Annotated in this window: 13 protein-coding genes and 1 pseudogene; 8 read left to right on the top strand and 6 right to left on the bottom strand. The window is 44.9% G+C overall.

Annotated elements, in window-relative coordinates:
- Nucleotides 1-7: 7 nt before the first annotated feature.
- From EIM92_RS02990 to EIM92_RS02980, 3 genes are all read right to left on the bottom strand, one after another.
- Complete coding sequence (locus tag EIM92_RS02990; RefSeq protein WP_125081414.1) at nt 8-1621, bottom strand: response regulator; 1614 nt, start codon at nt 1619-1621, stop codon at nt 8-10.
- On the bottom strand, nt 1599-3311 hold the full coding sequence (locus tag EIM92_RS02985) for a sensor histidine kinase (RefSeq protein WP_125081413.1): 1713 nt from the start codon (nt 3309-3311) through the stop codon (nt 1599-1601). Before EIM92_RS02985 ends, EIM92_RS02990 begins: the two co-directional genes overlap by 23 nt.
- A gap of 241 nt (nt 3312-3552) precedes the next feature.
- Nucleotides 3553-4200, bottom strand: coding sequence for an SGNH/GDSL hydrolase family protein (locus EIM92_RS02980; protein WP_125081412.1), 648 nt, complete (start codon nt 4198-4200; stop codon nt 3553-3555).
- A gap of 453 nt (nt 4201-4653) precedes the next feature.
- Here EIM92_RS02980 and EIM92_RS02975 point away from each other — a divergent pair, with 453 nt between their 5' ends.
- A complete protein-coding gene (locus EIM92_RS02975) occupies nt 4654-6639 on the top strand; it encodes a methyl-accepting chemotaxis protein (RefSeq protein WP_125081411.1) in 1986 nt (661 codons plus the stop codon).
- A gap of 135 nt (nt 6640-6774) precedes the next feature.
- Here the strand turns inward: EIM92_RS02975 and xynC are convergent, their stop codons facing one another.
- Nucleotides 6775-8451 carry a glucuronoarabinoxylan endo-1,4-beta-xylanase XynC gene (gene xynC / locus EIM92_RS02970; RefSeq protein WP_125081410.1) on the bottom strand — a complete coding sequence of 559 codons (1677 nt, stop codon included), beginning with the start codon at nt 8449-8451 and terminating at the stop codon, nt 6775-6777.
- 303 nt (nt 8452-8754) lie between these two features.
- On the opposite strand from xynC, the gene EIM92_RS23625 reads away from it, so the two are divergent.
- The 5 genes and pseudogenes from EIM92_RS23625 (at nt 8755) to EIM92_RS02955 (ending at nt 12513) form a co-directional block, all read left to right on the top strand.
- Nucleotides 8755-8922: a hypothetical protein gene (locus tag EIM92_RS23625; protein ID WP_164515021.1), complete on the top strand. Its 168-nt coding sequence runs from the start codon at nt 8755-8757 to the stop codon at nt 8920-8922.
- A gap of 267 nt (nt 8923-9189) precedes the next feature.
- The gene (locus tag EIM92_RS02965) at nt 9190-10173 is read left to right on the top strand and encodes an aldo/keto reductase (RefSeq protein WP_125081409.1); all 984 of its coding nucleotides are present in this window, start codon (nt 9190-9192) and stop codon (nt 10171-10173) included.
- 212 nt (nt 10174-10385) lie between these two features.
- Nucleotides 10386-11234, top strand: a pseudogene (locus EIM92_RS02960) (glycoside hydrolase family 30 protein); the annotation flags it as partial.
- Nucleotides 11220-11441: a glycoside hydrolase family 30 beta sandwich domain-containing protein gene (locus tag EIM92_RS24460; protein ID WP_281279674.1), complete on the top strand. Its 222-nt coding sequence runs from the start codon at nt 11220-11222 to the stop codon at nt 11439-11441. The pseudogene EIM92_RS02960 and the gene EIM92_RS24460, both read left to right, overlap by 15 nt.
- Before the next feature lie 61 nt (nt 11442-11502).
- A complete protein-coding gene (locus EIM92_RS02955) occupies nt 11503-12513 on the top strand; it encodes a LacI family DNA-binding transcriptional regulator (RefSeq protein ID WP_125081408.1) in 1011 nt (336 codons plus the stop codon).
- Between the two features lie 120 nt (nt 12514-12633).
- Here the strand turns inward: EIM92_RS02955 and EIM92_RS02950 are convergent, their stop codons facing one another.
- Nucleotides 12634-13071 carry a MarR family winged helix-turn-helix transcriptional regulator gene (locus tag EIM92_RS02950; RefSeq protein WP_125081407.1) on the bottom strand — a complete coding sequence of 146 codons (438 nt, stop codon included), beginning with the start codon at nt 13069-13071 and terminating at the stop codon, nt 12634-12636.
- Between the two features lie 66 nt (nt 13072-13137).
- Nucleotides 13138-13614 (bottom strand): glutathione peroxidase, encoded by a 477-nt coding sequence (locus EIM92_RS02945; RefSeq protein WP_125081406.1) that lies wholly within the window; start codon nt 13612-13614, stop codon nt 13138-13140.
- Nucleotides 13615-13902: 288 nt separating this feature from the next.
- On the opposite strand from EIM92_RS02945, the gene EIM92_RS02940 reads away from it, so the two are divergent.
- Nucleotides 13903-14796 carry a CPBP family intramembrane glutamic endopeptidase gene (locus EIM92_RS02940; protein ID WP_125081405.1) on the top strand — a complete coding sequence of 298 codons (894 nt, stop codon included), beginning with the start codon at nt 13903-13905 and terminating at the stop codon, nt 14794-14796.
- A 207-nt stretch (nt 14797-15003) separates the two neighbouring features.
- Entirely contained in the window at nt 15004-16197 is a 1194-nt protein-coding gene (locus EIM92_RS02935) for an MFS transporter (protein ID WP_125081404.1), read from the top strand.
- Nucleotides 16198-16289 lie beyond the last annotated feature (92 nt).

Below are 16289 nucleotides of genomic sequence, written 5' to 3'. Positions count from 1 at the left end.
TGTAAGCCTAACTGAACTGATCCCGGTAATCCTGCGGAGTCATCTGATACTTATCTTTGAATACTTTAATAAAATATTGTGAATTGGAATAACCGAGTTTTTTGGAAATTTCATAGATTTTGTCTGTCGTATCCCGGAGCCAGACAACGGCTTGCTCCATCTTGATGCTATGAATATATTCGCTTAGGTTGATGTTACATATTTGCTTAAATAGCTTAGATACGTAGACGGGATGGAGGGCTACATGATCTGCTATCGATTGCAGACATACTGTGGATAGATTCTCGGAAATAAACGCCTGAATTTTCCGAATGATATCCTGCTGCTGATCAGATGCATCCTTCTCCAGCTTCTCCTGTAGTTTATTAACAAACTGCCTCGTCCATTCCATAAGCTGGGGCAAAGTGTGAAAGCTCTGCCGGTTCATGAATTCGCTTCCGACTAGATCGGATAGAAGCGTAGTGTTTCTATGTGCGATGTAATGAAACGAGGTCATGATGACCGTTCGGATTGCATCTAAATGTTCCTGAGTTTGCTCGGATAGGGCGTTGAATGCCTTCTCGATATGATCCAATCGATCTCTAAATCCATCCCATTGATTGGTTTCCAAAAGCTGTATGAAGGTCGGAGGGTTATATAATACACTTAACACACTCACGGAGGACATTTCCGGTGGCTCGGTCAAAGCAGAGAAATAACCTGTCTCGTTCCCAAGCTGCTTCCGAATCGCCGCAACAGCATGATCATACATCAGGCGAATATCTGATCTGAACTTTCCTGGATAGGAAAGGATGACCGATATGCCGCCGCCTAAGTAATCGTTCACATTACGGTGCAATTGGAGGCAGCGGTGGGTAAGTTCCTTCATCAATCTTTCAGTATCCTTCTGTTCATCCGATTGCTTTGCTTTTAATAGCAATACCAGATAATCATATGAATCTCTACAATGCCACGTTTCAAAATCTTCCTCAAGCAATTCGCAAGCGATATTAGTCACCGCATATTCGAAGAGCAGCAGACTGCTCGAACCGTATTGGATAAAGTGCTCCTCCAGGCGAATGACCATGAGGAAAATATCTTCGTCTTGACGAAAAGAAAGCGAATAATCCGATAACTTGTCCTCTAAAGCTTCATCGGAGAAAGATTTACCTAGTAACAATTCATTTAGCAGCTTATCCTTCAACACAGGAAGATGCTCTTTGAATGTAAATAGTACCTTCTCGTAGGAAGCGATTTGCTCGAGCTCGGCTTTGATACTGTGAATGGTCTTTTCCAGACAAAGCGCGAGCTTACTGTGCTCTAGAGGCTTCAGTAAGTAGTCGACGGCTCCCTGCTGTATGGCTTCCTGAGCGTATTCAAATTCTGCGTAACCTGTTAGGAGGATACATTTTATCGACTTGTTGTGTTTTTTAATATGGCTAATAAGCTCAAGTCCATTCATCGTTGGCATGGCAATATCCGTAATGACTATATCAATCGTATGATCCTTAACTAATTGAAGTGCCTCTACTCCAGAGTAAGCTTTGTGGACTTTGGCGATCCCATATTGGCTCCAGGGGAAGGCAATTTCCATATCATCGACCACATAAGATTCATCATCAACTAATAGCAGCTGCAGCATAATCTTCCTCCTGCTTTTGGATTGTAAGGGTATAACATGTTCCTTCTGATAAACTCGAAGTTATACTAAGCCCGGCTTGCGGACCAAAATAAAGCTTGAGACGCTGATATACATTGCGGATACCTATCCCCGATATATCTTCTAGTTCTTTAGATTCTTCCATGCGTTGGCGAATAAGAGAGAGTTTATCAGCAGACATACCTGCGCCGTTATCTTTGATAGAAATTTGAATAGATGTCTCGTCATTCCTTGCTCTGATTTCAATATGACCGGGACCCAAGGAATTCTCTATGCCATGCTGAACACAATTCTCAACAAGTGGCTGAAGAATCATCCGCGGTAGCGAATGTGTGCCTATCTCGGTTGGAATCTCGATCGAGAAGGTCAATGTACTTTTGCGTAATTGTATAATAGAAAGGTAATTTTCAACGAACCTGAGTTCTTCCCTGATCGTCGAGTCAATATGTTCAATTTTATGGACATACCGGTAATAAGCACTGAGATGAAGTGTCATGGCTGTAACGGAATCATAGTCCTCGATGCCGGCCTTGCTCTGTATAAAATTCAGGCAGTTGTACAGGAAATGGGGGTTGATCTGAGCCTGAAATTGCTTTAAACGTGCTTCTTTGAGCTCTAACTCGCCGACTAGAACCTGTTCAATGAGCTTTTGGGTGTTTTCTGCCATTCGGTTGAAGGAGTTGCCTAGCATTCTGAATTCCTCAGCGTCAAGACTACTTACGCGACTTGAGAAATCCCCGCGATCAAATAGAGATATGGCTTTCCTTAGATGAATGATAGGCGTACGCACCTGTTTGCGAAGTACAAGGCTGTATATCAGTGAAATTAATAGCAAGACAACGATAGCACTTATAAAAAGAGTATTATTCCGGTAAATCGGCTTAATGAATTGGTGTTTAGGATGATAGTCAATGAAGTATAAATCGAGCATGTCCGACTTCATATAAGTAACAATATGTTCGATGCCGTCTACCTCTAGGGATAAGAAGCCGCTTTCTCCGGTGATTAAAGGCGTGATTCGGTTTATGATATCCTCCGATAATAGCGCTGGTTCGCTCTGGATCGTCTTGTTGTTATAAGAGTCGTAGAGCAGGGGAGTCCCCGATGTATATTGCCGTATCATTTTGCGCAGTTGATCCAGTGACACCCTCGTTTCTATAAGTAGGGGGCCAATATGACTTTGAGTTAAGTTAGAGTAATAGCCAGAGCCATCCTTCTCCAAATGTAAAGTCCATTTATTTAATGTTTGGGTTGGAGGATTGTATTTATCTATGTTATAAGCAGGGTCAGAGGAGATGGTTTCCTCAAAATCAGGATAATATAACGTAATCGAATTATTCCAAGGCGTGTATGTACTATTCAGAGACAGTTTATCAATAATCATGAGCTTCGTCTCATGTCTGGAATATAGATTGCCATACTCCAGCTCGTAAGGATATTTTCGAACAGATTGGTCTTCGGATAATGTAATCGTATTCATAAGAACTTGCTCGAATTGATTCGTAAGCTGCAAAGTAATGAACTTCACTTCAGAGATTTTGTTCTTCTTCAATTCAGTCTGGATATCATTGATATTTAACCGATAAATCACCCAGAAAATAATGATGATTAAGCTAAACATGAGAAGTACACCCAGCATCAGCTTTTTAAAAATGGAAATTCCCGTCTTCATGGTTATGACTCCTTCAGAAACATTACGGTAAATTCAGTTTTTATATGTACAGGGTTAAACTCTCCAACTCGGGCGTTTATAATTTCCTGATTGGGTCGTGTATTAGTTATATTATAGCATGTTACGGCTCTAGGTTTATGGAAACCACATATTTAAATATGTAAAGAATATAGAGAAAAATGAATAGAAATAGGCATCAACCAATTAGGCTGGTGCCTTTCCTAATAATATGGCTTTGATGTTAAGAATTAGGGTCAAGATAAGGAACCAATCCCTTCGCGATCACTTGATGCCCCTGATCATTAGGGTGAATGGGGAAGAACCCGCTTAAGGCGTCCTCCATTTTTCCTTGCCGGTATCCGTAAATGAGCTTCTTTTGCTTGCCTTCGAACCATTTATGAACGGGTGCGACTTTTGCCTTATAGCTGTGCGCGACCTCTTTTGTAGTTTGGTTCAGGGCTGTGATGGCTTCGGCGGCAAGAGGACTGCTCGGAAAAGGATTATACTGCGTGCAGCAGATGATTCGGGCAGGACTGCTATTTCGGATCTGCGTCAGCAGGGCATGGAAATTTTGCCGATAGCGGCTTAGGAGTTGCTTGGCGTTTAATGGCTGCTTGCTCCTTAGTGAAGACAAGGCTGAGCTCGCTAAATCCACCCCGCCAATCCAGACCGAGACGACGTCCGATCGGCTGATGACGGAGGAACCTTGCCATACCGCGGCATCTAATAAACCATAGGTGTTCCAGCCTGGGCGTGCCAGAACGTACCCTATCACCTTATGGGACCCTGAAGCATTTAACAGGGATGCGGCTAATCGAGGATAAGATTTTGCGAAAGAAGAGGCATTTTCCCCAAATGTAATGGAATCTCCAAGAGCGGTATAGATCATCGATGTATCCCTCACTTAGTTATAATCACACATCTCAAAGGTATAATATGGCATCCGCACATAGGTGGTGCGGAAGTATGAAATTAAATCATAATTTAATCCACTCCACAGGAGCAGGCCTTTGGCTTGTCCGGTTCTAAAAACAAAGCGGCACGCATAGAAATGAAGCATGCTCCATACGGAATCATTCACAAATCCAGCGATCCTTACCAGGATCGCTGGATTTGTTTTGTACCACCTGTATAGGATTTTCATACCCTCGTCTCTAGTAAAATCGCAGGTATTCCTAGTTGGTTTGTGGTTCTTTTGGAATATAGCAGTAGGTGAAAATTCTCACAAAGTTCATAATATTCAACAATTATTCACAGAAAATAGCGGTGTTTAGGCCGATATAATTTGAGTGCTCTATTACTTTATTAGGGATATAGACCTAACATACCAGGAGGTTCCATTATGAAAAAGTTTAATTCTATTCAATGGAAGTGGTCGGCGGTTTTGCTAACCTTATCAATCGTACCACTGTTGATATCTACAATTTTCTTCACGAGCTATTTTAGTGGTGTGGTCCGTGACGATACCAAAGAGATGGCGGAGCAGACACTTCAAATGAATATAGACCGAATTGACGAATGGATCAAAAGCAAGACAAGTGCCGTAGAGGGACTTATCTCTGAGCATGAAGAATTTAAGACCATGAAGGCGGAGGAAATATTTCCCTTGCTTACTATTTTGGATCATAGTGACAACCAGTCAGAGGGATACAGCCTTATTGATGACAAGGGACTCCTAACGAATATGCTCGGTATGAGTTCGGATATGAGTGATGCGGCTTATTTTTTGAAAGCTAAGGAGACGAAGCAGCCTTCTGTTGCGGATATGTCCTACTTGGAACCACTAGATATTTACATCATTCCGGTAATTGTTCCTATCGTCGGCAATAATGGAGATTTCCTTGGCGGCGTTGCCTTCTCACTGACGCCCGATACCCTTGGACAAATGAGCGAACGGATCAAATTAGGGGAAAGCGGGTATGGATACTTTATTTCCAGCAAGGGAGTGTACTATAGTTCTCCGGATTCTGAGCGGATCGGTAAATCAATTGAAGAGTTCGAGAATACGCCAGAGAAAAAGGCGGCTTTTGATACAGTTTTAAGCCAGAACGATGGTTCGGTTAGCTACCGGGATGAGAATGGAGAGAAGCTGATCAGTTATTTTGGCACCGTTCCGAATACGGATTGGAAGCTGATCATTACCGTGCCAGAAAGTGAAATTAACACGAAGGTACTGAACGCGCGAACTATTTCCATCATTACAATTATTATTTCTGTAGTGGTTGTGTCAATCATATCCTTATTGTTTACCCGTCTTATTGCCAAACCAATTGTTCGTGTGTCGAATGTAATGAAATATGTAGCCGAGGGAGATTTGAAGCAGAGAATACCAGTGCAATCGAAAGACGAGATCGGCCAAATGGGTATAAATATCAACGCCATGATTGACTCTTTGTCCAATATTGTGCAAAAAATAAATCTGACGGTAAATCAAGTATCTACGGCATCCTCCGAGCTTCACACATCGGCGAATCAATCTGCAGAGGCTTCTGGCCAGATTGCCTTAGCTATTGGCGAGGTGGCTCTGGGCGCTCGGACACAGCTTATGGGCGCTGAGCAATCGGCAAGAGCGATGGAGGAAATGTCTATCGGTGTGCAGCGAATATCGGAAACGGCCGTAGACGTTACCGATCAATCGGAAGCCGTGACCAATGAAGTGGAACGCGGGTATGAAGAGGTTCAGTCGGCAATTGCTCAAATGAACATCATCGGTGAAGCTTCACAGCATACTGCTAAAGGAATACAGGAATTGGCCAGTCATTCTAAGGAAATCGGCCAGATCGTTGACGTCATTTCGATGATTTCCAACCAGACCGCTCTTCTGGCGCTTAATGCCTCGATCGAGGCGGCTAGAGCCGGGGAGCATGGCCGAGGCTTTGCGGTCGTGGCCAATGAGGTGAAGAAGCTGGCAGAGCAAACGAATGAATCGGTCTCGGGCATCGTTGAGCTCATTAATGTGATACAGAATTCCACGACTACGACGGCCGAAGCCGTTGAGCATAGTATTCAAGTGATGGGTGAAGGGATTTCACGTGTAGAGAACATTGGGAAGACCTTTGGGCATATTCTCTCCTCGATTCGGGCAGTGTCGACTCAAATGCATGATGTATCCTCGACCACACAGCAGCTGTCCGCCAGCTCCGAAGAGATCACGGCCTCGGTGGAGGAAATGTTCAGAGCCGCTCAGGAATCTGCTACAAATTCGGAGTCCGTATCGGTCACATCTAAGCAACAAAGCGCGATTATGGAGACTATTTCTGAGTCTTCTAAAGCTCTAGATGAAATGATGCAGGAGCTTAAGCAGTTAATCCATGTATTCAAGGTCTAAAGGCCGGAGGTTTTTTTAATAAGCTTAAGATAAAATACACCTTTCGAGGTGTTCAGGCTGTCGAGAACGTCTCGACAGCCTTCTTTATTCACTGTTACGTTGATCGCAGAATTTCTCGGTTACTTCTTAACGTGCCTATTGGGCCGAGACATGTATGCTATCGATGTTCGGTCCCTCCGTACCGGTAGTGACTACTTTTAAAGTGTTGGTTCCGGTATTCATAGGCACTTGGATCGTTTTCTCGCCCCAGGTCGCCCAACCTCCAGTCGCTGCAAAGGCAGTATTACTCACTACCTTCGATCCGTTAACGTAGACATCCAGATTTCTTGTCCCGTTCTCCAGGGCATACCGGAACTTCACGTTTTTAGTTCCTGTAACAGCACAGTAGATATTATTCCATTCAATGCTCGCATCGGTAGATGCATTAAAGTTGACATATCCTGCACCGTTATACCCTGAATGGATGGTCTCTACGGCTGCGTTGGACAATATTGTATTGGTTTCCGCATCATATGTGGTGCCACTGTCACCGCTGCCGCCGCTGAGTTCAGCAACAAAGGTTGTGATGCTCTGGGCAGGAAGATGGGCAAAAAAGGAGCCGCTTGATGCATCCAATGGTGTTCCGGCTGTCAGATTACTGCTGCTGTTCGTAATCCATCTCGATACGCTCGCTGCCGTCCCATTTTGCAAGACAAAGTTTTGGTTTACTGCTGTAGTGCCTCTGTTCACTGCAACAATAACAAGCTTGTTGTCGCCTTTGTAGGCAGAAGTGAATACGTGGGTATCAGGGTTCTTGGTTGCATCAACCCTTACATATCCGGGACGAATGAATTTCGAGTAATGAGCCATGGCATATCCGCGCTTGCTGATATTACCGTCCTCTTTCATAGGACCGTATTGCCTGCGAATGTACCACCAGATATAGGCCTGGAATTCTGCGTCAACCATATTGTGGTGGATATGATGCGCAACGTCCAATGCCTCCGGCCAGCGGTCCGCCGAGTTATTGTCACTATTCGGGTAATAGACCTCTGTCATCCAAAGCTCTTTTCCCGCTCCTTTTTGCTTGAAAAGAGGATAAGTGAAATTGCTGAACGGAGTGCCATAAGTGTGAGCGCCGAGAATATCCATATTAGCAAGGGCCTGTGGATCATTCAAAATCGGGTCTGATATGTTTTTAAGGTAAGAAAAAGACTCGGGTGCGATAATTCGGGCATTGATGGACCCGGCATTTTCCTTCATAAAACGAAGCATTTCCTGTGGAGTCCACCACGTCCAGTCATGCGCGTAATCCGGCTCATTTTGGACAGAAATAGCATATAGATCGACGCCATTATTTCTCATGTATGAAACGAAATCGTTAAGGTGCTGTGCATACGCTGCGTACTTATCGTATTTAAGTCGTTTTGCCTTAGTATCCCCATTACGATTGAAGGTCTCAACCATATCACTTGGAGGATTCCACGGCGAAGCAATGACTAGTGCGCCGTGTTCAATCGCTTTTTTTGCAGTCGCCACTTCTCTGTTCCAATTATTTCTGTTGTCGTCCACATAAATCCTTACTATTGAAAATCCTAATTGATTCGGTCCATTACCGAAAGCGGTTTCTCTTTGTGCCGCTGTCAAATCTCCAATCCATGCCGGGTGATTCATGCCTCCAAAACCGCGAATCGTTTGTTTTTCTGCCGATAAATGAATGACAGCATCACTTGCTGCCGAAACTTCAGTAACTGCTGGCATGGTTAACATCAGTGGCAGCGTAATTACGAACGCCAATAAAACATGAATTGATTTTTTTACACATGAAAACATGACCTTCATCTCCTCTCAAAATAACACTACTTGTAAGCGCTTTAGTTTCTTGACTGAGTCACTTCCTGTTTTCGGCTGTTCTAGCGTTCTAAACGACCTCCTTCCCGGTGGGAAAACCAATAATAAGTGCCTGATTACTTAATTAGCGATAAACTTACAATTTCCTTCCAAAAAATATGTATTTTAGCAATAAAATAGCTTGATTTTATAAAATCGCTTGGGAAAGCGTCACTGCTTTCCGAATTTAAATGAAACTAAACGGAATGAAAGTGTGTTTTAGATTATAGCGAGGAGAGATGCCAAATGTATATTATTCTGTCTTTAGGGATTGCGGCCGCCATTATTTTCGTGTTTGTCCGGTTATTCACGGTGCGGGTCACTTTCCAAGGGGAGCATGTTGTCATCCGACATATATTCAGTAAGTTTGCTCTTAGCAAACAGGAAATTGATCGTATTGAAGTTACGGATTAATATATAGTGGAAATGTTACTCCGATCGGTTTTAACCGTTCGATGGATAAGATCATCATCCATACCAAGACGGCAAAGTATCTCGTGCCTGTCCAGAGCGTAGGGGCATTTATGGATCAGTACCAACGGTTTGCTGCAGCCAAGTAGGAATCATAGGGATAAAAGCTCCAAAATCCGTTAATATTAAGCGCATTTCTGCTATCATGTTGCGGGAAAGCGCTTTTTTGGCTATGCTCAGAATAGAGTGGGTACTAAGGAGGATGGGACAATGAATTATCGGCAATTGGGAGATACAGAGTTACGAGTCAGCGAGCTGAGCTTTGGGACATGGGCGATCGGCGGGAGCTGGGGTCACTCGGATGACCAGGAAGCGTTGCGTGGTTTGGCGACGGCGATGGAGCATGGCGTCAATTTTTTTGACACAGCGGATGTATACGGGTCGGGTCATGCGGAAGAGCTTCTGGCTAAAGCGACCAAAGGCAAAGAGGACGAGATCCATATTGCCACCAAATTTTGCCGGGCGGGCGACATCCATGACCTCAACACGTATTCCGAGGCATCGGTGCGCGCCTACTGCGAAGCCAGCTTGAAGCATCTGCAGCGCGAGCGGATTGACCTTTATCAAATTCACTGTCCGCCTCTAGCGGTGCTGAAGGATGGCAAGGTGTTTGAGGTGCTGGATAAGCTGAAGGCGGAAGGCAAAATCCGCCACTACGGCGTCTCTGTGGAGACAGTGGAAGAGGGGCTGTTCTGCTTAAGTGTGCCTGGCGTCAAAGCGCTGCAGGTTATCTTCAATATATTCCGCCAGAAGCCAGCGGAGAAATTGTTCGTGGAGGCCAGGGCAGCGGGAGTCGGCATTTTGGCGAGGTTGCCGCTGGCGAGCGGTCTGTTGACGGGCAAATTTACGAAGGAGACGAAATTTAGCGAGGACGATCACCGGAATTTCAACGCGAACGGCGAGCAATTCAACGTAGGTGAGACCTTTGCGGGCCTACCTTTTGTCAAAGGTGTTGAGCTGGTTTCCCAGTTGTCCTGGATTGCCGAGGGCCGCGGGGATATGGCTCGTGCTTCGATGCGTTGGATTCTCGATCATCCGGAAGTGACCTGCGTCATTCCTGGATTTAAGAATGTTCGCCAGGTCGAGGACAACCTCGGTACGCTGCAGGTTCCAGCATTCCGTCCTGAAGAGTTGGAGCGTCTTCAAGCCTTTTATCGGAGCGAGGTAGCGGAGCATATTCGCGGGGCTTATTAATTGCTTTTAAGGTCCATTCGTTGGCCTTAGCACGTGTAAAATAGGATATTAGAGCGATGCTTTCAGTTCATTCGAGCCGAAGGCATCGTTTTTTTATGTACGGAGCATGATTAGCCGTTTGGCCTCCATTTTAAACGCTTTTTGCGAACCCACCCGAAATTTTGTTCCTTTAAAAATCGATATAAACATGCTATCATCCAAATGCCTACACTTATGCCGATACCCCGAACGACAACAATTTGCACAATTTCTCCATCAGCAGGGACATGCCGTACATCGTCCCGATGGTGAAGCAGGCTTTGGCCAAGAACCCGAACATCAAAGTGTTCGCCTCCACATGGAGTGCCCCGGCCTGGATGAAGTATTCGAATACGCTAAACGGCGGCAAGCTGAAGGCGGAGCATTACCAGACTTTTGCTGATTATTTGAAAAAATTCGTCGAAGCCTATCAAAATGAAGGCATTCCGATTTACGCGATTACGGTACAAAACGAGCCGTTACATGAAACGAACACCTATCCGACGATGAAAATGAATGAGCAGGATCAAATCGGTGCGATTGGCGATTTCATAGGTCCAACGTTTCGCAATGCGGGACTGAACACGAAGATCATCACTTTTGACCATAATTATCTGGACTGGAACTTCCCGAATAAAGTAATTACGGATTTGAAAAATGCCGGGAAAGGCCACTTTGTTGATGGGAGCGCATTCCACCATTATGACATTGGAGACGGCTCGCAGATGACGAGTCTTCATAATGCCCATCCGGATAAGGACATCTGGTTCACAGAAGGTGGCTTCGGCACATGGAATGATCCAGAGAACGCCACCCATTCTGGCTTCGACAACATGGCGAATGAATTCATCAACATTACCCGCAACTGGTCAAAATCGATCATTACGTGGAATCTCGCGCTGGATCAGCGAAGCGGTCCGACCCTGCTAGCGCCGAATAATAGCAACCGTGGGATGATCACGATTCAGAATTCGGATAATCGGAGTGATAATCCGGAGAATAGCGTTATTTTCAAGAAGCAGTACTATCTGCTGGGCCATTACAGTAAATTCGTTGTTCCCGGCGCGTACCGGGTTGAATCCAACACCTATGGAGATATGAAGAATGTGGCGTTCAAGAACCCGGACGGCTCCAAAGTCGTGGTTGTATACAACCCGCAATTCTCCGATCAGAACATCAAAATTCAGTGGGGCAGCCAAGCCTTTACTTATAACATCCCCGCCAAATCGATGATGACCTTCAAATGGTAAGGCACGTAATCCGGTAAAATATATAGAATTATCATTCTCGAAAGTGTGGGAGCTTGCGCTTATGAAGGTTAGTAAAATCATTGACGTGGCGAAGAAAGCCGATGTATCTCCCGCTACGGTATCCCGTGTATTGAACGGGAGTAATCTCGTGAATGCCAAGACCAAGGCAAAAGTAATGCAGGCCATTCGCGAATTGGACTATATTCCCAACAATATGGGCAAGCAGCTGCGTTCCCGTAAAACGATGACTTTGGCTGTCGTCGTTTCCGATATTCGTGTTTCTTATTATGCAGAAATTATCAAGGGCATCGAAAATATGGCTAATTCGCTTCATTATAAGGTACTCATTTGTGATGCACAGAACCAGAAGGCGAAGGAGTTCGAATTTCTCTCTTTATTGATGAACCGGACCGTGGACGCTTTAATTTTGGTGACACCAAATTTATCGGACGAGGAGATTGCTGTTTATGCCGACAACGGGTACACGATTGGCCTGATCGGCCGCAAGATTGAACATCCGCAGATGCCTTGCTCTTTTACGGATAATGTTAAGCTTGCGAGAGAGGTGATAGTTCACTTCGTAGAGCAGGGACATCGGAAAATCGCTTTTCTTTGCGGATATGCTGATGCAATGGACAGTCAGGCACGTTTAGAAGGGTATATGAAAGCGCTCCAAGAGGCGGGAATCCCTTATGAAGACGATTTGGTGGACAACGGGGATTTTTCAGAAGAGGGGGGCTGCGAGGCATTCAAAAGACTGCGAAGCCATCGATCCGACTTTACCGCTGTATTTGCCGCGAACGACGAGATGGCGCTTGGGGTATACAAAGCATGCGCTGAGCTAGGCATATCTATCCCAGATCAATTGGCTGTCGCCGGGGTCGATAATATTAGGCTGACTAATTACGTCAGGCCACGAATCAGCTCGGTGGAGCAGCCGCTTTATGCGATGGGAGCTGTGATGACAGAGAAGCTGATCGATCAGATGAACGATAATGTGTGGGCGGATAAACGGAGCTTCAAAGTAGACGCGAGGCTAGTTGTTAAGGAATCTTCCAAAGGGGCAGAGTAAGGAGGATATGATGAGAAAAAGCAAAGAAGCACTAACTAGGCGTTGGTGTTGATCTTCTCATAGTAATAAAGACGCGAACCGCATAAGGTTCGCGTCTCAGTCATTTCCTTTTCCAAGGCTTTATGAGCTTCTGTCTTTCAATTTTCTGTGCAGGTCATTCAACTGCCGCATCAATTGCTCATAATCTTCAAGCCCGATCTGGCAGGAACGTATTTCTTCACTGATTTTAAGCGTAATATCCGACTTTTCCTCTAATGCCTTAGGCTGTAAATAGATAAATACTTTCCTTTCATCCAACTCGGAGCGTCTTTTTTGCACCCAGCCGTTGGCTTCCATCCGAGCGAGCATAGGGGTTAACGTACCCGTTCCCAGATCCAGCTTCTCTCCTAGCTCCTTGACAGTGATCCCATCCTTCTCCCATAGCGCAAGCAGAACTAAATACTGAGGGTAGGTTAACCCGAAGGGCTGGAGTATGCCGGCATAGAGCTTGTTAAATTCACTAGCTGTCTCATAGACGGCAAAGCAGAGCTGTTTTTTTAGCGTCAAAAAATCTTCCACAATGTTCACCTTGTTTATGTTTAAAATTAGGTTATTCGAAATGGGTTTATGAAGCGTTGAAACGTCTTATAGCAATGGGATGAGATCTTTTTCGATTTTACTAGGCACGACCGTTGGGCTGTATCTCTTGACGACTTTCCCTTCCCGGTCAACGAGGAATTTGGTGAAATTCCATTTGATTTTGCTGGACAGTACGCCCTTTTGCTGCTGCTTCAAATATGTGAATAAGGCGTCCTCATGCTCCCCGTTGACATCGACTTTGGCAAAAATCGGGAAGGTTACGCCGTAATTGATCTGGCAGAACTGCGTCGTCTCATCTATATTATCATACTCCTGATTGTTGAATTGATCGCTGGGGAATCCCAGGATGACTAATCCCTGATCCTGATACTTGCTGTATAGCTCCTGAAGCCCGCCAAATTGAGGTGCAAATCCGCATTTGCTGGCGGTGTTCACGATAATTAAAGGATGTCCTTTGTAGTCTTGAAGCGACTTCTGCTTCCCATTCGTCATTTTAACCTGGAAATCATATACGCTATTCATTGATAAACCTCCCTGATATTTTCATTTATTTAGAGAACGATCATATCTTTATATATATATCGCTTACGATTAAATCGTACACGATTTAAATGGGCTTGGCAAGGCAAGTAGATCTAGCCCATTTGAAACAAGCATTTCAAGAATGGGTATGGGACTACCGCTGTTGAATATATGTCGCGGCTAAGCCGCCTATAATTTGGATTGACAGCATAAAGAAACCAAGGCTATAGTTGTATCGGAAATCATTACTGCAATTAAGGATTGCATGGTGGGGAAGGAAGGTGGCTTATGAAGACTCATGCCTCTGTGCTGGGTAAAATTGTACTAAGCTTTGTGATGGTTATGGTGGCGATGACGATCGTTTCATTTATTTTTGCGGTTGTAGGCGTTGCTTCGGGAAAGAACTTGGATGAATTGGGAACCTCGATCGGGGAGAGTCTGCTGGTTCATTACCTGCAAATGATATTGTTTATTGCGAGCTCCTTTGCAATGTACGCGTTCTTTGAACGGAGGAAAGGATGGTCATTTGGGTTAAAGCAGCCGCATGGAGCGGCATTCGCTCTACATGGTGCTGTGGGAGGCATTATTCTGATCTCGCTCTCGGCTGTCTTCATCTGGGCTTGTGGCGGAATCGCTTGGCAGACGGCGGCGTGGGATCAGGATATGCTTGTTCCTATGCTGAAGGGAGCGGTTCTGTTCGTGGGTGTGGCCATATCGGAGGAAATTTACTCACGCGGATATATCCAGGGTCTACTGCGCTATCATTATGGGAAAACGCCTGCCATTGTAGTAAGCTCAATCTTGTTTGCACTATTACATAGCATGAACCCGGGCGTATTCAGTACCCCGTTGCCCATCGCCAATCTGTTCATGGCTGGAGTGATTATGGCGGTCGCGCGCGAGGTTACTGGCGGGTTATGGTGGCCGATCGGCTTGCATTTAACCTGGAATTACTTTCAAGGCTACATATATGGCTTTAATGTCTCGGGAACGGTTTCCGAATACTCTTTGCTGAGTGCCACGGATCAAGGGCCTGCCTGGATATCGGGAGGGATCTTTGGTATCGAGGGTAGTGTAATATCCGTAGTGGTATTAATCCTGGGCACCATGGCCGTAAATATGTTGTATCGGAATAGAAGGAAGCAGCTTGACGAGACAGCCGTACCTTCGCTGCGGAAATAATAACGAGATCTCATTCGGATATGTAATTTCTCTGAAACTCATATCGACATCGTTCCCGATGTGGATATGAGTTTTTTCGTGTGTATTACGGATAAGTATAAATGTGAAATTGTTACGAAAGTCATATTGAAGTTCCACTTTTACCCATATAATTAACTGCATTCCTTGGAAGAAGATCGATTTCAGAAAAGAAAGGAAGAGGTGCGGTTGCGGGTTCAAGCTCATAAATTATTTTATACGGTGGGGTTCCTTCAGTTTTTCATGAGTGAGATTACGGGCACCACGTTAATTTTATTTCTCCTGGCCAAGGGGCTGTCGCTACAAACCGCAAATTTTTTGCTTGTTATTTTTTTTGTTAGCATTTTTCTGTTTGAAATTCCGACGGGCGCTATAGCCGATAAATATGGCCGTAAGATCTCTATCATTCTAGGGCTCGTCTGCTTTCTCATATACAGCATTTTATTTATGCAATCGGAGCGGATGGAAGTGCTGGTTGTTGCCCAAATATTTGGCGGTTTGGCGATATGTCTGCAATCGGGTTCACTGGAGTCATGGGCCGTGGAGAATAGTCATCAGCCGATGGAGGTTCTATTTACGACGGTGAATAGTATCCAGTATATTGCTGGATTTATTTGCGGTTTATTGGGGGCGTTTCTCGCTATGTATAGTTACTCCCTCCCCTGGCTCGCCAGTATTCTATCTACTTTGTTAGCAATCTTGTTATGTGTCTTCTATATGCATGAGAATAAAAGAGGATTTGCTCGAATCAAGAGTAGAAATATATTCGCCATCATTCGGGAAAGTGTCGGAATTAGTCTGCAAAACAAGTCGATATGGATCATTTTTATAATCGGACTGTTTATCAGCTTCTCCAATTCTGCGGGCAATACCTTTCAACAGCCTCGACTTGTAGGGCTCTCTGAACAGGGAGTTTGGATTATGGGCATCATCAAGGCAGCTTATTCCCTTTGTATGACATTGGGCAGTTACATCGTACGAAAGTTGAGCAAGAACAATAGCGACATTAGAGTGCTTATGTATGCTTGCGGGATGATCGGCGTTTGGCTTATTTTTGCGGGCTCTCTCAATACGTTTTATCCGGTGCTGATGACTTTCTTGATTTATGAGGTGGGTCGGGGAATGTACCCGGCGGCGAAGCAAATTTACTTGAACAAAAGAATTTCTGATGAGTATCGTTCCACCCTATTATCTTTTGACTCAGCAGTTTCTCAGCTTGGGGTATGCATTGGCCTGATTGTCACCGGGATCATCGGCCGGAATTTTACGGATTTGACATCCGATCAGACCCCGATTCAAATATCCTGGATACTATGCGGCGCGGTCGCCTTAGTTCCGGTTCTACTGCTTGCTATTACAGCCAGACGCAGACAGCATGAATGAGTCCGTGAGACGGTACTCTTCGCTCCTTGTTCCTTGTCCCAAAATAATCCGTCGGGTATAGTTGAGTTATTGACTTATTGAATAATACGATT

Source organism: Paenibacillus lentus (genome assembly GCF_003931855.1).
Taxonomy (GTDB): domain Bacteria; phylum Bacillota; class Bacilli; order Paenibacillales; family Paenibacillaceae; genus Fontibacillus; species Fontibacillus lentus.
This window is presented reverse-complemented; position numbering and strand designations above follow the sequence as displayed.